The sequence below is a fragment of the Bartonella alsatica genome (genome assembly GCF_013388295.1).
Lineage (GTDB): Bacteria > Pseudomonadota > Alphaproteobacteria > Rhizobiales > Rhizobiaceae > Bartonella > Bartonella alsatica.
This window is the reverse complement of record NZ_CP058235.1, coordinates 269211-289080: the sequence shown is the minus strand read 5'-3', so window position 1 is coordinate 289080 and position 19870 is coordinate 269211. Positions and strand designations below refer to the sequence as shown.

The 19870-nt window shown below is 33.6% G+C and carries 14 protein-coding genes; 7 read left to right on the top strand and 7 right to left on the bottom strand.

Going from position 1 to position 19870, the window contains the following annotated elements; all coding sequences use genetic code 11:
• The first annotated feature begins 706 nt into the window (after positions 1 to 706).
• Positions 707 to 1726, top strand: coding sequence for a ketol-acid reductoisomerase (ilvC, locus tag HWV54_RS01260; RefSeq protein ID WP_005864971.1), 1020 nt, complete (start codon positions 707 to 709; stop codon positions 1724 to 1726).
• Between the two features lie 108 nt (positions 1727 to 1834).
• Here the strand turns inward: ilvC and HWV54_RS01255 are convergent, their stop codons facing one another.
• Complete coding sequence (locus HWV54_RS01255) at positions 1835 to 3223, bottom strand: amino acid permease (protein WP_005864973.1); 1389 nt, start codon at positions 3221 to 3223, stop codon at positions 1835 to 1837.
• 1877 nt (positions 3224 to 5100) lie between these two features.
• On the opposite strand from HWV54_RS01255, the gene HWV54_RS01250 reads away from it, so the two are divergent.
• A complete protein-coding gene (locus tag HWV54_RS01250; RefSeq protein WP_005864975.1) occupies positions 5101 to 7872 on the top strand; it encodes an autotransporter family protein in 2772 nt (923 codons plus the stop codon).
• Between the two features lie 2036 nt (positions 7873 to 9908).
• Positions 9909 to 10274, top strand: coding sequence for a response regulator (locus HWV54_RS01245; protein ID WP_005864977.1), 366 nt, complete (start codon positions 9909 to 9911; stop codon positions 10272 to 10274).
• Between the two features lie 307 nt (positions 10275 to 10581).
• Here HWV54_RS01245 and rpsI read toward each other — a convergent pair whose 3' ends face one another.
• Both rpsI and rplM read right to left on the bottom strand, forming a co-directional pair.
• Positions 10582 to 11067 (bottom strand): 30S ribosomal protein S9, encoded by a 486-nt coding sequence (gene rpsI / locus HWV54_RS01240; RefSeq protein ID WP_005864978.1) that lies wholly within the window; start codon positions 11065 to 11067, stop codon positions 10582 to 10584.
• Positions 11068 to 11069: 2 nt separating this feature from the next.
• Positions 11070 to 11534 (bottom strand): 50S ribosomal protein L13, encoded by a 465-nt coding sequence (gene rplM, locus HWV54_RS01235; protein WP_005864980.1) that lies wholly within the window; start codon positions 11532 to 11534, stop codon positions 11070 to 11072.
• A gap of 291 nt (positions 11535 to 11825) precedes the next feature.
• Between rplM and recJ the strand changes: the two genes are divergently transcribed.
• On the top strand, positions 11826 to 13610 hold the full coding sequence (gene recJ, locus HWV54_RS01230; protein ID WP_005864982.1) for a single-stranded-DNA-specific exonuclease RecJ: 1785 nt from the start codon (positions 11826 to 11828) through the stop codon (positions 13608 to 13610).
• 19 nt (positions 13611 to 13629) lie between these two features.
• On the opposite strand, the gene parE is transcribed toward recJ, so the two are convergent.
• From parE to HWV54_RS01210, 4 genes are all read right to left on the bottom strand, one after another.
• Positions 13630 to 15687: a DNA topoisomerase IV subunit B gene (gene parE / locus HWV54_RS01225; protein WP_005864984.1), complete on the bottom strand. Its 2058-nt coding sequence runs from the start codon at positions 15685 to 15687 to the stop codon at positions 13630 to 13632.
• Between the two features lie 83 nt (positions 15688 to 15770).
• Complete coding sequence (gene lipB / locus HWV54_RS01220) at positions 15771 to 16508, bottom strand: lipoyl(octanoyl) transferase LipB (RefSeq protein WP_005864986.1); 738 nt, start codon at positions 16506 to 16508, stop codon at positions 15771 to 15773.
• Between the two features lie 135 nt (positions 16509 to 16643).
• Complete coding sequence (locus HWV54_RS01215; protein ID WP_005864987.1) at positions 16644 to 17495, bottom strand: TPM domain-containing protein; 852 nt, start codon at positions 17493 to 17495, stop codon at positions 16644 to 16646.
• The gene (locus HWV54_RS01210; RefSeq protein ID WP_005864989.1) at positions 17495 to 18139 is read right to left on the bottom strand and encodes a LemA family protein; all 645 of its coding nucleotides are present in this window, start codon (positions 18137 to 18139) and stop codon (positions 17495 to 17497) included. Before HWV54_RS01210 ends, HWV54_RS01215 begins: the two co-directional genes overlap by 1 nt.
• 421 nt (positions 18140 to 18560) lie before the next feature.
• Between HWV54_RS01210 and HWV54_RS01205 the strand changes: the two genes are divergently transcribed.
• The 3 genes from HWV54_RS01205 (at position 18561) to HWV54_RS06855 (ending at position 19866) form a co-directional block, all read left to right on the top strand.
• Entirely contained in the window at positions 18561 to 18785 is a 225-nt protein-coding gene (locus HWV54_RS01205; RefSeq protein ID WP_005864993.1) for a type II toxin-antitoxin system HicA family toxin, read from the top strand.
• Entirely contained in the window at positions 18757 to 19152 is a 396-nt protein-coding gene (locus tag HWV54_RS01200) for a type II toxin-antitoxin system HicB family antitoxin (protein ID WP_005864994.1), read from the top strand. The genes HWV54_RS01205 and HWV54_RS01200 overlap by 29 nt, the downstream gene beginning before the upstream one ends.
• A 513-nt stretch (positions 19153 to 19665) precedes the next feature.
• Positions 19666 to 19866, top strand: a complete 201-nt coding sequence (locus HWV54_RS06855) for a hypothetical protein (RefSeq protein ID WP_040296442.1) — start codon at positions 19666 to 19668, stop codon at positions 19864 to 19866.
• Positions 19867 to 19870: the final 4 nt, after the last annotated feature.

Here is a 19870-nt window from a genome sequence, read left to right as displayed (position 1 = left end):
GAAAAACTTTTCTTTATAATAACTGTGAGGTGAAGTGGATAGCCATAATGAAGATACAGTTTTTATGGTTGTCAAGAAGCAATTGCTTGACAGCTTTTAAAAGATGAATGTTTAAAAATTACACTACATTGATCTGTATGAGTGCTTTACTGTAATTCATCAATTAAAAATTTATTTAGCTAAAATACTAGATGTCATGTGTAACTCGGTTACTAGAATTGAAGGTTGTACAAAAATGGTGTTGTTCCACATGAGAGAGGAAAAATTGATTTTTACACTCAAATATAAAGTATAAAAACAATCTTCCTTCTTTATAAATTGTCTTGCTATCCATTTTGATTTGGTTCATGTTGAAGTTGTATGGTGTGTCTTTAAATTTTAAGGATACAATGCTTTATTATGCAGAAGAAGAATAGAATCTTAGTAGATATATTTTTTCAAAAGTATTTTTTGTACAGTATATCGTTTTTGTAGAGAAAAATTTGAAATCTATTTGGGGGGGGCCGGATGTGTATTAAAAAGGGTTTTAGGGATCTAGTTTTTTTGTATGCAATTATAAATTAAAAGATTACTCAATTTCTTCGTTATTATAAGCGATAGTTTTATTATTGATAGCATGTGAAGCACTTAAAGTGATCTTTGAATTTTTTATTCAATAAAAATAATCTGAAATTCAGTTTAAATGTAGAGAGAAGGAAATATTTTTATGCGTGTTTATTATGATCATGATGCAAATGTTGATTTGATTAAAGGAAAAAAAGTAGCCATTATTGGTTATGGTTCACAAGGGCGTGCACATGCTTTAAATCTGAAGGATTCCGGTGTTCAAAATGTGCAAATTGCTTTGCGTTCAGGGTCGGAAACAACTAAAAAGGCTACAGCGGACGGTTTTAAAGTTACTAGTGTTGTTGAAGCAGCAAAATGGGCAGATCTTATTATGATGGCAACACCAGATGAATTACAAGCTGATATTTATAAAGAGCATATTCATGATCATTTACGTGATGGCACCGTGATTTCTTTTGCGCATGGTTTGAGTATTCATTTCGGCTTAATTGAACCTAAAAAAACAGTTGATGTTGTGATGGTTGCTCCTAAAGGTCCGGGTCATACAGTGCGCAATGAATACCAACGTGGTCGTGGGGTTCCTTGCTTAATTGCGATTGCACAAGATGCTTCAGGGCATGCTCATGATGTCGCATTGTCTTATGCGTGTGGTCTTGGTGGTGGACGTGCTGGAGTGATTGAAACAACATTTAAAGAAGAGTGTGAAACTGATCTTTTTGGTGAGCAAGCTGTTCTTTGTGGTGGTCTTGTTGAGCTTATTCGAGCAGGTTACGAAACACTAACGGAAGCAGGTTATGCACCGGAAATGGCTTATTTTGAATGTTTACATGAGGTTAAATTGATTGTTGATCTCATGTATGAAGGTGGTATTGCCAACATGAATTATTCGATTTCCAATACAGCTGAATGGGGCGAGTATATATCTGGACCACGTGTGATTACGGATGAAACAAGAGCAGAAATGAAACGTATTTTGCAAGATATTCAAACAGGTAAATTTACATCTCATTGGATTCAAGAATACAAAGCCGGTGCTGCTCATTTTAAAAGTAGACGGCGTTTAAATGATAGTCATCCTATTGAAGAAGTTGGTAAGAAACTCCGTTCTATGATGCCTTGGATAAAAGCTAATGCTTTAGTTGATAAAGAGCGTAATTGAAGTTTATATGAAATATTATGTAAAAAGCTTTTATGCTTTATGTATAAAAGGGTAACTAATGTTACCCTTTTTTGATATGCTTTTTATGCATAGGCTTTATTTGTTATTTTAAGAAATTTTTTTTCTTACAAACATAAAATACGCTATGCCTAAGAAGATAAACCATAATGTACTATATTTTAAAGCTGTTAAGGTATCAGCTTCTAATGTCAACAAATAGAGCATGAAAGCAAAAAAAGCTAAAATAACCCAGCACATGATAACACCTCCCGGCATTTTGTAGACAGATTCAACATGTAGCTGAGGATAATTGCGACGATATACAATATAGCTAATCAGAATTACAGACCATACGAATAAAAATGCAATAGCTGAAATACTAGTCACAATTGTAAAAGCACTGATGATGTTTGGAGATAGTGATGCGATCGTGTACCCTAATAAAATGCACAAGCAAGAAAAGAATAAGGCATTAGCTGGAACGTGATATTTGGAAAGTTTTCCCAAAAGCCGAGGCGCACCTTTTTGTGTTGCTAGCCCATATATCATGCGGCTAGTAGAAAAAATACCACTATTTGCTGAAGAGGCAGCTGAGGTGAGAACAACAAAATTTACCAAACCAGCAGCTATCGGAATGCCAGCAAGCCAAAACATCGAAACAAAGGGGCTTTTGTCTGGGATAACTTGATCCCAAGGTGTGACTGACATAATCACAGCGAGAGAAAAGATATAAAAGAGTACAATACGAACCGGTATTGCATTGATTGCTTTAGGTAAGACTTTTTTAGGGTCTTTAACTTCAGCTGCAGTTGTTCCGGCAATTTCTATCCCAACAAACGAAAAAATGGCAATTTGAAATCCAGCAAAAAAACCTATAATTCCTCGAGGAAATATATCTCCTCCGTTCCATACGTGACTAAGAGAGGCAACAGTACCATTTGGAGAGGTAAAGCCAGTAGCGATCATATAAAATCCAACAACGATTAAAGCCAAAATTGCTATGACTTTAATAAGACCAAACCAAAATTCAAGTTCTCCGAACATTTTTACGGCAAAGAGATTAAAGATTAAAAAGAAACTAATGCAAGCAAAAACAGTAAACCATGAATTGAGTGTTGGCCACCAAAAGTGCATATAAGTGATGATGGCAATAATATCCGCTGCTCCAGTTACAACCCAGCTTAACCAATAGCTCCAGCCAACAAAAAAAGCAATTTCTGGTCCTAGCATATCGGTTGAAAAATCAATAAGAGATCGGTATTGTGAATTAGAAAGTAATAATTCTCCCATAGCACGCATTACAAAGTATAAGGCACACCCGATAATGGCATAAACGAGTATGATGGATGGGCCTGCTACGCTGATTGTTTTTCCTGATCCCATAAAGAGGCCTGTTCCAATAGCACCACCGAGAGCTATAAGTTGTACGTGTCGGTTATCTAATCCGCGTTGCAATTTTTTTTGAGGATTATCTTCTAACTTTTGTTTATAGTTCATTTTTTGGAAGTTCCCTTTAATTATTTAAGATTCAAAATTACACTGAAAAAAGTAATCTCGTGTATCGAAGCATGATATAAATGAGGAGTAAAGGGGAAAAACATTTTTTATGATTTTATGTGGATAAAGAAAAAGAATATGAAAATGGTAAGGATATACAATTCCTCTTCAAAACAATACAACAGTTATTTACGTACTAACTTTTAAGTTATAACTGAGATGACTGATAAATGGTTGATCAACAGATTTAATACTGTTACGGTAGCACCTTTAGCTTGCCTCAAACAAGTATAAGAAACTGCTCATGGGGTTATGGCAAATACACTAGGTGAGGTAAGTAATGGAAAACAGTCCACTGTCAACTTGGAAAATTATTTATTAGATCTGGTAGGTTTTTAGGTTCGCTTCAATCGTCCTACTTCTTATAGAGTACCTTTAGAATTATTCTATTTGCCAGCAATTCTACTTAGAGAGGTAAAGGAAGCGTCAGGCAGTATTATCCTAGTACTCATCATTAATTATGGAAATGCGGTGCCAGCATGTAAGCATGTTTAGGGATCAACCTCATGCTATACTAATTTATTCAACTTATTTAAGGAGGAAAAAATGAAGAAAATCTTAAAATTATTGTGTGAGATAACTCTTTTAAGCACTGCTGAGTGTATTAAGTAGCTTTCTCCATCACACTTTAGTATTATGGAGAATTCCAGAGCTAACCAAGCTGCAATCCAAAAAGCACTTTCACAATGTGGTTGAAAACCAGTTTATGGTTTTCTTGAGAATATAGATTCGCATGTGAATAAATTTATATCTGTTCATGAATGTATGACCACAGCAGATTATCGATACAAATTGCAGCATTCAAATAGAATTTATTTTTAATTGCCACGCGCAAGGACTCATTACTAGTCAATCTAATGATAGCGGGGTATCAACAGTTTATAGATAGAGGTAAAAAACACTGGTTCTTTTAACGGAAAACAAAGGAGAAGCCTATTAGGTTAAAATCGCAAATAACATTATAGTAAGTTGCGAATTGTAAGGGTATTCTGGTTAGTTATTATTGATAGAAATTTACTCTATAAAAATAGTTTTGCTAAAATATTTACTTCAATATTATCACAGATATCATTGCTAATAGAATTGATATTTGAAGTATTTTGTTTGTTTACTCTTAATTTTAGAATGATAAATGCCTTACCAATCTTGGTTTTATTTGAAAATTTTTTACTTTTATAGCTTTTTAGAGGTAATATCTCCATCTTTTTACAAAGAAAAGATGGCAATGTTAAAAGGCATTTTTTGAGTATTTCATTTATTCATAATAAAGCATTGATGGTAGAGTGTGAAAAAAAATTTTCTTTGGTTAAAAATTTTATTGTACAAATTTTTATTTTAGAGGTTAACAGTTTTGTTATAAAAATTAAATATATCTTCCGTTTATATTAAAGATTATTTATTTAAACTTTTCCTGTTATTGGAGAGATGCGTGTTATTTCATTTTCCATACAGTTCGTATCTTACTTAGAATCTACAGTAAGTTTTGATTTTTCTGCTTTTTGGTTTCATAACATTTTTTATCAGCATAAGTTTACCAAACTGTTTTTTTAAGAGTGAATTATCTTACCACTCTTAGTTGTTTTGCACAAACTTCTTTAAAGGATTGCAAGTATAAATTTAAAGGATTGCAAGTATAAATTGTATTTATTTTGTTCTCGCTTTATATAAAATACAAAACAACTTATATTATTCCATAATTATCCAAATAATCAGAAAATTTTTCTTGTTTATTTTGTACTTATTGTGTTTTATGCAAAATTCGTTTTTTACCTGCATTTTTTATTTTTGCTGAAAAAAATAAAATTTAAAGAGGAATAATGATTAGAATGTCTAAAGGTCGCTTATATTCGTGCATTTTCACGGCTGTTATTTTTTCTTTCTTATCAAACACAAAAGTTGAGGCAAATTCTCGTTCATCTGTGTCACTTTTGTGTGATAAAAGCAAATTACCTTATAGATGCAATGATGGTGAAAAACACGCAATTAGTGATAAAGTATATCAATTTGATTCCTCTGAAGAAGAGGATGAGCAAGACGATTTTCTTATATCCTCTGCTGCCATAGCGGCACAGGAGTCAGGTACAATTATTCAGGCAAGTCGTATAAAAATCAATGGTATTGGTGATTTAGAAGACTCTTATGGTGTAGTTGCCTCGCAAGGAGGAAAGGTTATTTTAAGCGATTCAATTTTTAAAGATGTGACAACAGGTCTTAGAGCTAATGGGGGAATGATTAAGGTAAATCGAGGAAAAATTGAGGCTTCTCAGATGGGTGTCTATGCAGAGGAGGAAGGAACATCTGTCATTTTAGCGAATGCACAGATTAAGGTGAAAGGTCAGGACTTTGGCCAAGGGGCAGCTCTTTTCGTTGGCGTTGATGCGAGTATTAAGATGATGGGTGGGGCGATTGATGTGTCAAATGCGGCAGCACTTTACGTGGGCATCAGTGGGAGCGCTATTTTAGATAGTGTTACCATTGCTTCAAACAATCAAAGAATAAATGAAGAAAGTGATATTGATGAAGAAAGTGATATTGATGAAGAAACTGATATTGATCATGCAGTTTTAAATGTAAATCAGCAAGGCTCTATCTATTTAAAGAATACCAAGATTGTTGCTACAGATGTTCATGGTTTATGGATTGGATTAAATGCTAATACACAATCAAATGTGGGCCAAGAAGAAAATATTTTAGTTTCACGAGTTAATATCGAAGGTTCAAAAATTTCAGTATCAGGTAAAAAACATGGTATATATTTTGATTTGGACGAAGGAAATAATGAATATCAACAAGGAATTGTCTTTTTAAAAAAAACGACTTTTGATGTTCCAGATGGTTCGGTTATTCATAGTTATGGAAGTAGTGGTTATATTGGCTTAACAGAAGGCACAAAAATTTCTGGTGATTTATTGTTAACAGCCGAGAAAGGAGCTTCTATAGCGATTTTTGCTGATTCTTCTTTACTTATAGGTGGTACTCGCGTTGCCGATGATTCTGTCGCCGAACTTTATTTGACAGGAGGATCAAAATGGATTTTGACAAAAAAGAAAGGAATGAATCTAGAAAATTTGAACCATATAATTTCGTCGATTTCGTTTGTACAACTTTCTGAAAGTGTTATTGCTTTCGAAACTCCGATGTTCCAAAAATACCAGACACTTTATGTTGGAAACGGAGAAGAAGAAGTTTACAATGCACAAGATAATGCACGTATTTATCTCAATACGTATCTTAATGAAGATGGTTCACTCAATAATCAAAAAACTGACCGGCTTTTGATTCATGGTGATGTTTCTGGAAAAACTACAGTCCAAGTACATTTTGTTGTAGGAAATAAAGGAGAAACAGTAGACGATGAAAATGCTAAAAGTATTTCACTTATTCAAGTTTCTGGAAAAGCAGCAGAAGATTCTTTTCAACTAAGTAGTCCTTATATCGCGTTGGAGGGTTTGCCTTACCAATATTATCTCTATGCATATGGACCAGGTTCTTCTCTTGGAAATGCACATACTTCTCAAAGATTAATAAAAGGCGATGGAGATTTTTGGGACTTTCGTCTCGAAAGTAAATATATTCAACCTGTTTTAGATGTATCTATTTTACCTAATTCTAAGCTAAAAGTGAGAGATGTTGTTCCACAAGTTCCTACCTATCTTCTTTTACCAAATGCTTTTTTCCACACTGGATTGATGGATCTTGATAGTCAAAATAAAGAATTGAAAACTATGCAATTTGTTTCTAATAGACTATTAAAAATCGATGGGAATTCTATTTTATCTGTTCACGGTTATGGTGGAAATTATCGTTATGTTTCAGATCTTTCTCCACTTGAATATGGTTATGGAGGTGATCTTGATTATAATGCCATAGAGGCGAGAATTATATTGAAAACAATTGAGGGTGCATACAGTACAAGGTTTTTTGGAGTCATGGGGAGTTATGGAAAAATATCTTTGCATCCTCGAGATGTTAAACAAAGTCAAAAAAGCACATTTCATAAATGGTTAGTTACAGCCTACGGGAGCTTGAAATATAATACTGGTTTTTATGTAGATGGTCTTTTATCCTATGGGCTGTTTGAAGGGGATGTTCTCACTTTAGCTAGAGGTAAAGCGGCAACATTAAAAGGAAATCCCTTGAACATTTCATTGTCTGCTGGTAAAGCATTTGTGAGTAGGCATGAAGGGCTTGTTTTTGATCCACAAATTCAGTTTATTTATCAATATCTCCAGTTTCGTAAAACCTATGATATTGATGGATTTTATATTGATCTAGGAAAACTTGATCAATGGGTGATGCGTGTTGGTGGGCGCTTAACCAAGACATTTGCAGCAGCTGAAAAGGATCGTTTCATTTCCTTTTATGGGAAGGTTCATTTTTCTAGCCGTTTTGGAGAAAAACAATTTGTGCATTTTAAGGATACTTTCCCGTTAGGTTCCTTTGGATCTTCTTTAGAAGTTGGTTTTGGTATCAATTCTCAATTATCTCCTAAAATTACATTTCACGGTGATCTAAACTATCAGCATAAGTTCGCTAAGGTTGGTTTTTCTGGTATTCGTTTTTCTGGTGGATTGCATTATCATTTTTAAAATTAATTTGGTAAAAAGTTAAAGATAAATAAAGCTGTTATTATTAAGAAAAAGGTTGGAAGGATGAAAGTTCCTATTATTCTAAAGTTTTTTTAGGTTAATTATTTGAGCATTTTTCGCAAATTTTAACTTATGGTTTCATAGAGAAATTGTAAAAAATATTTGTAATTAAAAAGTTATATTTAATTTTTTAAAATTATAGCAAGATCTATTCTTTAATATCTAATAAAAGTATTAGTATTTTAAAAGAAATTCATGTCTGTGTAAAACAGAAACAAGTAATGAATGGGAAAAAAGTTATTAAATAAAAGTAAACTATAAATTGATTACATCAATCTGTAGAAATGACAATTTGTATAATATATATAAAAAAAGTTTATATTAATTGTAATAATAACAAATAAAACAATAATATATCATTTTAAATGAATTATAAATATTATTTTAAAAATATCTTTAAACTATAATTTATCTTTAATAATAAGAATTTAAAATTTTAATAAAACATTACTTAATATGATAGTAAATTAATTTCTTTTCTTTTAGTTAGATTATGATAGTTCTATATTAGAAATATTTTTTATATTTCGTGGTATAGAGAAAAGGCTGTATAACTATATTACCTATGATTGCTTTTTATCTAATGATTAAGGCAGCTGTGAATTTTAATACGTTTCGCAATATTGTGTCGATAAAAATTAATAACTTAAAATTGGCGGTTACAGTGAAAATAAAAATTATAGGGAAAAAAGAGAGGAAACAACTTTTTAGAGTGCCAATGTTGGATATACGCAAAGATTATACCATGAGAGAGAAATTGTTGCTAATACAATGATTTTGTATTTGTTATTAAAAATGTATTGTTTAAAATAAATAGTTTTTAAATATTAATTGTATATTTTAAAAATTACATTTTATTACTTTAAGGAAGTATTATAAAATTTATCATCAATTATAATTATCACGTATTTTATATTAATATGTTGTTTATTATTTAATAATTTATAATAATAAATTTATTTGATACATTTGTATAGTTATTCTACTTATCAGGTGTGTGAGAAGTGGATTATATAAGGAAGATTAACTTCAATTATAAATGTTATTAATAATATATTTATTTTTTAATTATTTAGTTTTTATTATTTAATAAGATGAATTTTATTAATTTTATTTTATAAATTTTTTATTAAAAATTATAATAATTATAGTTTATATAAATTTAATAATATTTATATTAAAAAATAATCTGTTATATATAAAAAATTTAGTTAATTTTATTTTTGTAGTTCGTTCGATAAATAAAAATGATGCTTTAATCTGATGTTACAAAATAGGTCAATAAATATATCGATGTTGTTGATTATCGGTGATAAAAATAATGCGAATGACGATATATAAATAAATTGAAAAGGCTAAGAAAATTATTGTTGTCTGTAATTCATATTTTCTTATGAAGAATTTTCAAAAAATTATAAACGGAAGGAGAATTATGCTGTAGAAATATTTCATTATTTATAATTATATTTTCTATTAGCATATTATTATTGCCTTTGCATTTAATAGCTTACTAATCGCATATTTGATTGATTCCGAATTTTTTTAATATCATGTGTTAATTTATGTTTTTCCTTTATTATTGGATGTTATGTTTTTTAACATCGAATCTATGCATAATTGATCAGAGTCACCCTATTGTTTTTTGTGTTCAAAAGTTGGTGTTGGAATTAATTTACTTATTTTACAGCTTTTCTAAAATGAAAAGGCATATGAGTTAATTGGGATATCTATAAACTTTGCATACCAGCTCAAAAAATATATGATAACAAAATTTTACGATTATTGTAGATTTCATTCTTATGAACTGAATAAGCATAACGCTTAGCATTATGAATATTTACGAAAAAATGCTTTTATTGGACGTTATTTAGTTTCTTTGTGGTTTACAATTTTTTTTATCATTTTATCTTAGCTAAGAGGGAGTGTGTACTAATTTTTCTTTATCTATTTTATCTCAAAAGGGTGGAGTTATATTAATGTCAAAAAAAGTCATGATCGTGGAAGATAACGAACTTAATATGAAATTATTCCGTGATCTTGTAGAAGCAAGTGGCTATGAAACTGTTGAAACACGTAATGGTCTTATGGCATTAGATTTAGCTCGTTCATCAATGCCATCTCTTATTCTTGTAGACATTCAGTTACCAGAAGTTTCAGGAATAGACGTTATTAAACAATTAAAGGAGGATGAAGAACTTAGATCTATTCCTATTGTTGCTGTAACAGCCTTTGCTATGAAAGGGGATGAAGAACGAATTCGTGCGAGTGGATGTGAAGAATACATGTCTAAGCCTATTTCAGTTCCCCATTTCATCACAATGGTAAAGCATTTTTTGGACTGAATCTTTGTTAAATAATAGTAGAAAAAGATATTGATAAGTTCATGAGATAACTATATTTTAAATGTTTTTGTAAGTTAGCGTATAGATGTATCTGAGTTACTAACTACAAGTCTTTAAAATTAAAAACACGGTTTTTAATGTTCGTTTTCTTCTTAATTCTTATCTAAGGAGAAAGAGTGTATTTTACATCTTTATTTATTCTTTATAAATATAAATTTGTCACTATATGGTTTGTTCAAAAATTCACTTTAAAAGACAAAAAAGCTCCATTGAAAACGGAGCTCTATGCATTGCACAAAAATTGAAATTAACGCTTTGAGAATTGGAAAGAACGACGCGCTTTTGCTTTACCGTATTTTTTACGTTCAACAACACGGCTATCACGGGTAAGAAAGCCCCCTTTTTTCAAAACTGTACGAAGTTCTGGTTCGTAATAGGTTAAGGCTTTGGAAATACCATGACGTACTGCACCAGCTTGTCCCGAAAGACCACCACCTGCAACGGTTGCTATAATATCAACTTGGGTGTCTCTGTTTGTTGCAACGATTGGCTGACGAAGAATCATTCTAAGAACAGGACGAGCAAAATATTTATCAAACTCCTTATTATTAATGGTGATTTTTCCAGAGCCTGGTTTAATCCATACGCGAGCAACAGCATCTTTACGTTTTCCTGTTGCATAAGCACGCCCTTGTGAATCAAGCTTTTGTATATGAATAGGAGTGAGATTTTCCTTAGCTTCTGTAATATTTGTTACTATGCTAAGCTCAGAAAGAGAATTAATTTCAGCCATAATCAAGCAATCCTTTTGTTTTTGCGATTTAAAGCACCAACGTCAAGAGCTTCAGGCTGTTGTGCTGCATGCGGGTGTTGATTTCCAGCATAAACACGTAAATTCTTTAATTGGCGACGACCAAGAGGTCCACGAGGAATCATGCGCTCCACAGCTTTTTCAACAACACGTTTAGAAAAACGACCCTCAAGAATTTGGCGTGCTGTACGCTCTTTGATTCCACCAATATATCCGGTATGCCAATAATATTTTTTATCTGTATATTTTTTTCCGGTAAGAGCTATTTTATCTGCATTGATCACAATAACATTGTCTCCGTCATCGACATGTGGAGTAAATGTGGCTTTATGTTTGCCACGTAAGCGGTTAGCAACGAATGTGGCAAGACGACCTAAAACAAGGTTTTCTGCGTCAATAATAACCCATTTCTTCACCACTTCAGTTGGCTTTTGTGAAAAAGTCACCATAGAAGATCCTTTATAAAACCCTTTAACATGAGGGTGTTTTTGTTGCTTTGCGTTGAAAATTGTTATCGTAGCGAAATATTTAACGCATATTATCTGCTTTGAATATAATGTCTTTTGATTTACGTCAAGAGAAATAAAACATTTAAAACAATATCTTATAATTGAGGTATTATAATACTACATATTTAGAGTAATTGAGGTATATTTAAACAAAAATAGATGTTGCAATAGAGTGCTTTCTTTTTAACACTCGATTGTATTTTATTCGCTTTCATTGTAAAATAAACTACGATGCAGCGGTCCCGTTATTTTCTTAATGTTGAATCTTCTGCTTGTGGTCAGGCATGGTTAGATGCTCTTGATATTCAAGGGGTGAATAATGCGCGTGCTATTTCTCAAAAATTTGGTTTTCCAGATCAGTTAGCTCGTGTTCTCTCGGCAAGACATGTGGATGAATCTGAAGCTGTTGCTTTTATCAATCCAATGTTGCGTACTCTCATGCCTGATCCAAAAAGTTTTACGGATATGCAATGTGCAGCAGAGCGCATCGTGAAAGCTATTTTGAATCAAGAAAAAGTTGCAGTTTTTGGTGATTATGACGTTGATGGTGCTTGTTCATCAGCACTTATAGCGCGCTTTCTCCGTTATTTGAATATCGAAGTAAAAATTTATATTCCTGATCGTATTGCTGAAGGATATGGTCCGAATGAACAAGCAATGAGGATGTTAGTACAACAAGGTGCCCATTTGATTATCACAGTTGATTGTGGTGCGAACAGTCCAGATGCAGTAAAAGCAGCAAGGCTTGCAGGCGCTGAGGTTGTGATTTTAGATCATCATCAAATGTCAGAGATTCATCAAGAAGCTTTTGCTCTTGTCAATCCTAATCGTTCTGATGATTTTTCTGGACAAGGGCATTTATGTGCTGCTGGCGTTGTCTTTGTTACGTTAGCATGGGTTCATCATTTGTTGCGAAAGAAGAAATTTAGAGGAAAACTTCCTGACCTTCTAAGTATGCTTGATCTTGTTGCATTGGCAACAATATGTGATGTTGTTCCATTACAAGGTGTAAACCGTGCTTTTGTGATTAAAGGACTTCAAGTTGCCCGTTCTATGCATAATCCTGGGATAGCAGCTTTAACAAAGGTTGCACGTATAGGTGAACCGCTTAATAGTTTTCATTTAGGTTTTTTGTTAGGCCCTAGAATTAATGCGGGAGGACGTATTGGTGACCAAGCTTTGGGAGCACATTTGCTTAGCTGTGAGAATAAAGATGAAGCTGAAAAAATAGCAGAACAATTGAATCAACTTAATCAAGAACGTCAAGAAATGGAGAGCATTCAATTAGCGCAGGCAGAATCTTATATTGATACTCATTATCAAGATCGAGAAACACCATTGTCAATTGTGATTGCTCATCAAGAATGGCATCCGGGAATCATTGGTATTCTCGCATCTCGCTTAAAAGAGCGTTTTTTTTGTCCTGTTTTTGCCATTGCTTTAAAAGAAGATGGAAGCGGTGTGGGATCAGGACGTTCAATTAGCGGCATAGATTTAGGAGCACTTGTTCGTGAAGCTGTTACATTAAATTTATTAGAAAAAGGGGGAGGGCATAGTATGGCAGCAGGGATCACAATCAAATCGACAAAAATTGAAGTTTTTCGAGAATGGCTGGAAGAGAAAGTTTCTTCAATAGTTTCACAGTTGCGTACTGAAAAGTCTCTTAGTATAGATGGTTGTCTTTCTGCTTCGGGTGCTAATAAAGCGCTTTTTGATATGATTGAAAAAGCAGGGCCATTTGGTTCAGGGAATACTACACCTGTTTTTGTTCTTCCCTCTCACCGATTAATTAATCTGTGCGAGGTTGGGAAAGGGCATCTGCGCCTTGTTATGTCTAATATTGAAGGAAACAAACTGCAAGGAGTAGCTTTCCGTGCTGTGGGAACATCGCTTGGTGATTTTCTTTTTGAAAATCTTGGTAAAATGATTCATTTGGCTGGTAATCTTAGTTTGAATTATTGGAATGGAACAATCAATCCTCAACTACGTGTGATTGACGCAGCAGCAGTGGTTTGAGAGGAATATTTGGGGGAAATTAGATGTCTAGATTGGAAGCAAAAGTAGAATTTTCTTGTATGAAACGAAACCGCGCTTCTGGTTTTGTTCCCATTAAACTTTCGACTGTATTTTTAGTGTCTTGCATTTCCATTGCATCAATAGAAACACGAAGCAATGTACGTTTTTGAGGATGCATAGTTGTTTCTTTAAGCTGTTCAGCGCGCATCTCTCCAAGCCCTTTAAAACGACCAATTTCGATTTTAGCTTTTCCAGTGAATTCAGTTTTTAGTAATTCATCTTTATGGGCATCGTCACGTGCATAAGCAACTTTTCCTCCTTGCGATATTCTGTAAAGAGGAGGAACAGCAAGGTATAAATGTCCCTGAAGAATAAGATCAGGCATTTCTTGAAAAAAGAAGGTAATTAAGAGTGAGGCAATATGAGCACCATCAACATCTGCATCGGTCATAATAATAATACGTTCGTATCTGAGATCTTTTTCACGATACTTAGAGCGTGTACCACATCCAAGAGCAAGTATAAGATCACTAATTGTTTGGCTTGAGTTCATTTTCTCGTGTGCAGCACTGGCTACATTTAAGATTTTTCCGCGAAGAGGTAAAATTGCTTGATTTGTTCTATTTCGCGCTTGTTTAGCGGAACCACCAGCGGAGTCACCTTCTACAATGAATAATTCAGCACCACTCGCACAGTTTTGGCTACAATCTGCGAGTTTTCCAGGTAGACGTAATCTACGTACAGCAGTTTTTCGATTTATTTCTCTATTTTGGCGCCGTTTAACGCGTTCTTCAGCACGTTCAATAACCCAATCAAGAAGTTTTGTTGATTCTTGTGGCGAATTTGCCAACCAATGATCGAAAGGATCACGTATTGCATTCTCAACGATACGCTGGGCTTCTATTGTCGCTAATCGATCTTTAGTCTGTCCGACAAATTCAGGATTTTTGATGAAAATTGAAAGTATTGCAGTAGTTGAAATCATAACATCATCGGATGTAATGATAGCAGCACGCTTGTTTCCTATTAATTCAGCGTAGGATTTTAAACCACGCAAAAGAACTTGACGCAGTCCTATTTCGTGTGTTCCACCTTCTCCAGTGGGAATAGTATTGCAGTAAGACTGTATGTAGGCATCGCCACCATGCCAAGCGACAGCCCATTCAACAGATCCGTGACCATTATATTGTTTTGTTTTACCAGAAAAAATTTCCGATGTGACACGATATTCATTTTCTAAACACAAAAGTAAATAATCTTTAAGCCCATCTGGGAAGTGGAAAACAGCTTTTTCGGGAATATTTTTTATGCCTTCTAACTTTTCAGGATCACAGTTCCAGCGAATTTTTACACCACCAAAAAGATAGGCTTTAGAACGCGCCATCTTATAAATTTTTTCTGGATCAAAAGCCGTTTTTTCACCAAAAATTTTACTATCTGGATGAAAACGAACGCGTGTGCCACGTCGATTATAAACATCACCCAAATTTTCCAATCCAGATTGAGGAATACCACGCGAGAAGCGTTGTCGGTAAAGTTTGCGTTCTCGTGCCACTTCAATTTCCATATCATCGGAAAGCGCATTGACCACAGAAATTCCTACTCCATGCAGCCCACCAGCAGTTTGATAAGCTTTGCCATCAAATTTTCCGCCTGAATGGAGTTGTGTCATAATGACTTCAAGAGTAGATTTATCCGGCATTTGAGGATGATTTTCAACAGGAATGCCGCGTCCATTATCTGTAACTGTTAAATAACCATTTTTATCTAAGAAAACATCAATTAAGTCTGCATAACCAGCAACAGCTTCATCCATTGCATTATCAATAATTTCGGCAAACAAATGGTGAAGTGCTTTGCTATCTGTTCCTCCAATATACATTCCAGGACGTAAACGTACAGGCTCTAAGCCTTCAAGAATTCGAATGGAGTGGGCGTTATAATTATCTTTGTGTGTATCCTTCTTTGAAGTCATCACTTTTGAGCTCACTGAGATTTGCGAATTTTTTTCTTTTGTATTTATCCGAGACTGAGCATGATTTAAAATACTAAAAAGATCCCTATTGTTATCGCTCATGGCGTTTGACTATCTACCTCATTAAATAAATTCTTGTACCAAGATAAATTTTATGCCTGTTTTTTATTTAAAAATCAATGTATCTAGAAAACATCAGTTGTTGGACCAAAAATTTGTTCAAATGCTTGTTTCAGAGCAATGTCAATATCGTGCATTGTTACAGAGAAACCTAGATTAAGAAAGCTGGTTATACCGTAATTTGTGATTCCACAGGGAACAATCCCTGAATAATGCGCTAAATTCGGATTAACATTGATAGAAACGCCGTGAAAGCTTACCCATTTGCGTACACGAATACCAATAGCTGCGATTTTATCTTCACAAGAAAGGTTGTTTTGTGTTGATGGGAAATGGGATCGTTTAACCCAAACACCAACGCGATCTTCACGCCGTTCACCTTTAATATTAAATTTCGCAAGCATCTGTATGACCCATTCTTCTAATGCACTAATAAAAATACGAATGTCTTGTTTTCGGCGTTTAAGATCAAGCATAATATAAGCAATACGCTGTCCTGGTCCATGATATGTAAATTCACCACCACGGCTTGCCTCATAAACAGGAAATAAATGAGGTGCTAAAAGATCTTTTTTATTTGCACTTGTACCAGCTGTATAAAGGGAAGGATGTTCAAGGAGCCAAACTTGTTCATGTGCATTTTTTGCAAGAATGTTTTCTACGCGTTCTTGCATATAACGCAGTGCTTCAGGATATTCGACTAAGTTATTACTTATTTTCCATTCGACTGGTGGACTTCCAGGGATTGCTTTAAGCTGATGTGGGAGATGATTACGGTCAGTATATTTCAATTCAGATGTCATGAGCAATATTTATGTTGGTGTTTGAATTTGTACTGTAATCAGTAATTGATGTAAAATAGTTTATTAAAAGTGAAATAATATAGTAACCAAATTTTATCTTAAGAAAATTCTCTACATTAAAAATCTACACTCATTTTACCATTTTCCTGTGGCTCCACCACCACCAGACGATCCACCACCACCTCTAAATTCTCCTCTTCTTGAATTATTTCCAAAGATTCCAGCAGAACGTCTACCACTAGCATTTAAATTTAAAAACCAAGGTGTGAAGATGATACCCATCCAGAGATATTTTTGTGGGCCTACTTTTTTTCCAAAAATCATTGCAAGGATGGGTAAACCAAACATTATAAAAAGGATTAAAAATATGATTGTATTAGCTATCATTTCTTCTTTTTCAGCTTGTTTACGTTGTTCTTCAATAATTTTAGCTTTCTCCTTAATTCGAAAAGAGAAATCAGAATCACTTTTTGTAATGACATTGATAATTGCATGAACTGTTTCAATAATTCCTTTTTGATAATTCTTTTCACGAAAATTGGGAAGAGCGAAGGTATTAATAATAACTGCGGAAAGAGAATCAGTTAATACTCCTTCTAAACCATAACCTACTTCGATACGCATTTCGCGTTCATTAGGAGCAATGACAAGTAATACACCGTTATTGATCTGTTTTTGACCTAATGCCCATTTGCGGAAAAGAGAATTACTATATGTTTCTATATCGTTCCCTGAAAGAGTAGGAAGAGTTATGATAACAATTTGATCTCCAGTTTTTTCTTCGAGCTCAGTCAGTTTTACTGTTAGATCCTGCTTTGTAGCATTATCAAGCAAATGAGCCAAGTCATTAACATAGCTAGTTAAGGGAGGAAATTGAGGCTGCGCGTAAGTGATATTTCTCAATGCAATGATTAAATATAAAGTGCTCAATAAAACAAATAAATATAGAAAAACATTGAGTTGTAGAGAGTATCGAAACGGTTTCATTAATTAAAATTGACCTTCGGCGTTTGTTGACTGTTGATGTCAATAGTGAATGTTGGCATAGGTTTAGCATCACGAAACCACAATTTTGCCCAAATCATTGTTGGCATTGTTTTTAGTGACGTGTTGTAAATACGTACGGATTCAATATAGTCACGGCGAGCAACAGAAATACGGTTTTCAGTCCCTTCTAATTGTGATTGGAGAGCGAGAAAATTTTGATTTGCTTTGAGATCAGGATAGTTTTCAACAACAGCCATAAGGCGCGAAAGTGCGCTTGATAAATTTGCTTGATTGTTAAGATATTGCTGCATTATTTTTGGGTTATTTAACATATCAGCATTAATTTTTACTTGCGTTGCTTTTGCACGTGCTTCAATAACATTAGTAAAAACAGCTTGTTCATGAGATGCATAGGCTTTAACAGTTTCTACAAGATTAGGAATGAGATCTGTTCGGCGCTGATATTGGTTTAACACTTCACTCCATGCTGCCTGCGCTCTTTCTTCATTTGTTGGTATCGTATTAAATCCGCAACCGCTTAAAGATGGTATTAAACATGCCAAGAAAATAGCGATTAAGAATCGTCTTAACATTTTAATCATGGGATAAATAAATATAATTGAAGCATTTCGTACATTTAACATAAACATATCTCCGTAGCTATTTGGTGTATTATATAGGATGTACTTTTGGGATAAAAAGTATTTTTAATTTTATAAAAAGATATTGTATGAAGAGATTTATCTCTATGTGAATTTTTATCGTATTTATTGTGTTTAAGGTACTTAATTGATATTAACATAATGATGTCTTTATAAATACCCGCTTATAAAATACTAAATTATATTAAGCATTATTGCAGCAGATTAATTTTTTCCATTTTTTATTTTAGAACTCACTTGTTTTTTAGAGATAACAATGAAAGAGGTAGTTTTGAATGATTTTGGAGGGGGGAGAGGGTCGCTCTTAACGCGCTTCATAAGCACTTTAGCTGTTAAAAAAGAATTGACATCAGATGAAAAATCATTGAAATGTGTATATATTTACACATTATTAGTTTAGGTAATGGAACAAGATAGCCGAAAAATCATTGCAAAATTAAAGCGTGATGGCTTTGAATTTATCAAAGTAAAAGGTTCTCATCATAAATCAAAAAAAGATGGTAAGGTTGTTATTGTTCCACATCCTAAAAAAAATCTTCCGATTGGTACAGCACGTTCTATCGCACAACAAGCAGGTTGGTTAAAAAAGGAGAAGAAAAATGAAAAGATTTTTTGCTCTTGTTCATAAAGATGAAGATTCTGCTTTTGGTGTTCAGTTTCCTGATTTTGAGGGGCTTTTTTCTGCTGCTGATGAGGAAGAAAATTTAATCGCAAATGCAACAGAAGCACTTCAACTTTATTGTGAAGATATAGATATAGTGCCTATTCCTTCAAAATTTGAAGAAGTCATACAACGGGAATCTGTCAAAACAGCTTTGTCAGAAGGAGCCTTTTTAATACAAGTTCCTTTTATTGAAAATGATGCGGAAGTGGTACGTACGAATATATCTATTGAAAGAGGACTCTTACGTGCAATTGATGATTGTGCACAAGAAAGAGGTTTAACAAGATCTGCTTTTTTGGCAACAGCAGCCCGCCATGAGCTTAATATTTAGCTATATATTAATGAAAATCAAAAAGCAGAAGATAAACAAAACGCTATAGTTAAAACGGATATAACTATCATTGATATCATATACACGGCATCTAATATTTCTGGACCTGTCATTGCTCTTCCCTCCTATGATAATTGTCTAGTAATTTATAAATAAATAAGTTTCAAGCGGCATTTTGAATACTAGTGGTAATCTCTTTGCCAAGAGTAATAAGAGTGGATTCTAAAGAGTCTAATTTTGTTGCGTGGTTTAAATCCAACAATCGATCAATTTGTATTGGATTGGCTTTTAAAATACTAGGTTTTGATTAAAAAATAAAAAAAATACAAAATATAGATTTTTTCTATTGACAATGCATGAAAAGTCGTATTTAATGACGCTGCTGTAGGGGTCGAATTGCGTCCAAAATTACAGTAGATCGTTTCTCGTTAAACCCCTTTTGTAATGATATGGTTGTTTAGAGCCCTGCGTTTGCGGGGTTTTTTATTGTCTTGTTTACAAAAAGAAACACACATGAAAACCACTGAGAAACCTGCAAAAAGAACGCCCCCAAAGGCAGGTCAAGGGCGGGTAAAAGGCGTGCCAAATAAAACGACACGTATTTTGAAAGAGGCAGTGCTTAAAGCAGCAGAGCGTGCTGGTAAGAAAATGGAAACAGTTCCTCCCATGATTATGAACGAAGTACTCGCTAAGCTATCAACATTTCTTACCTAATTGC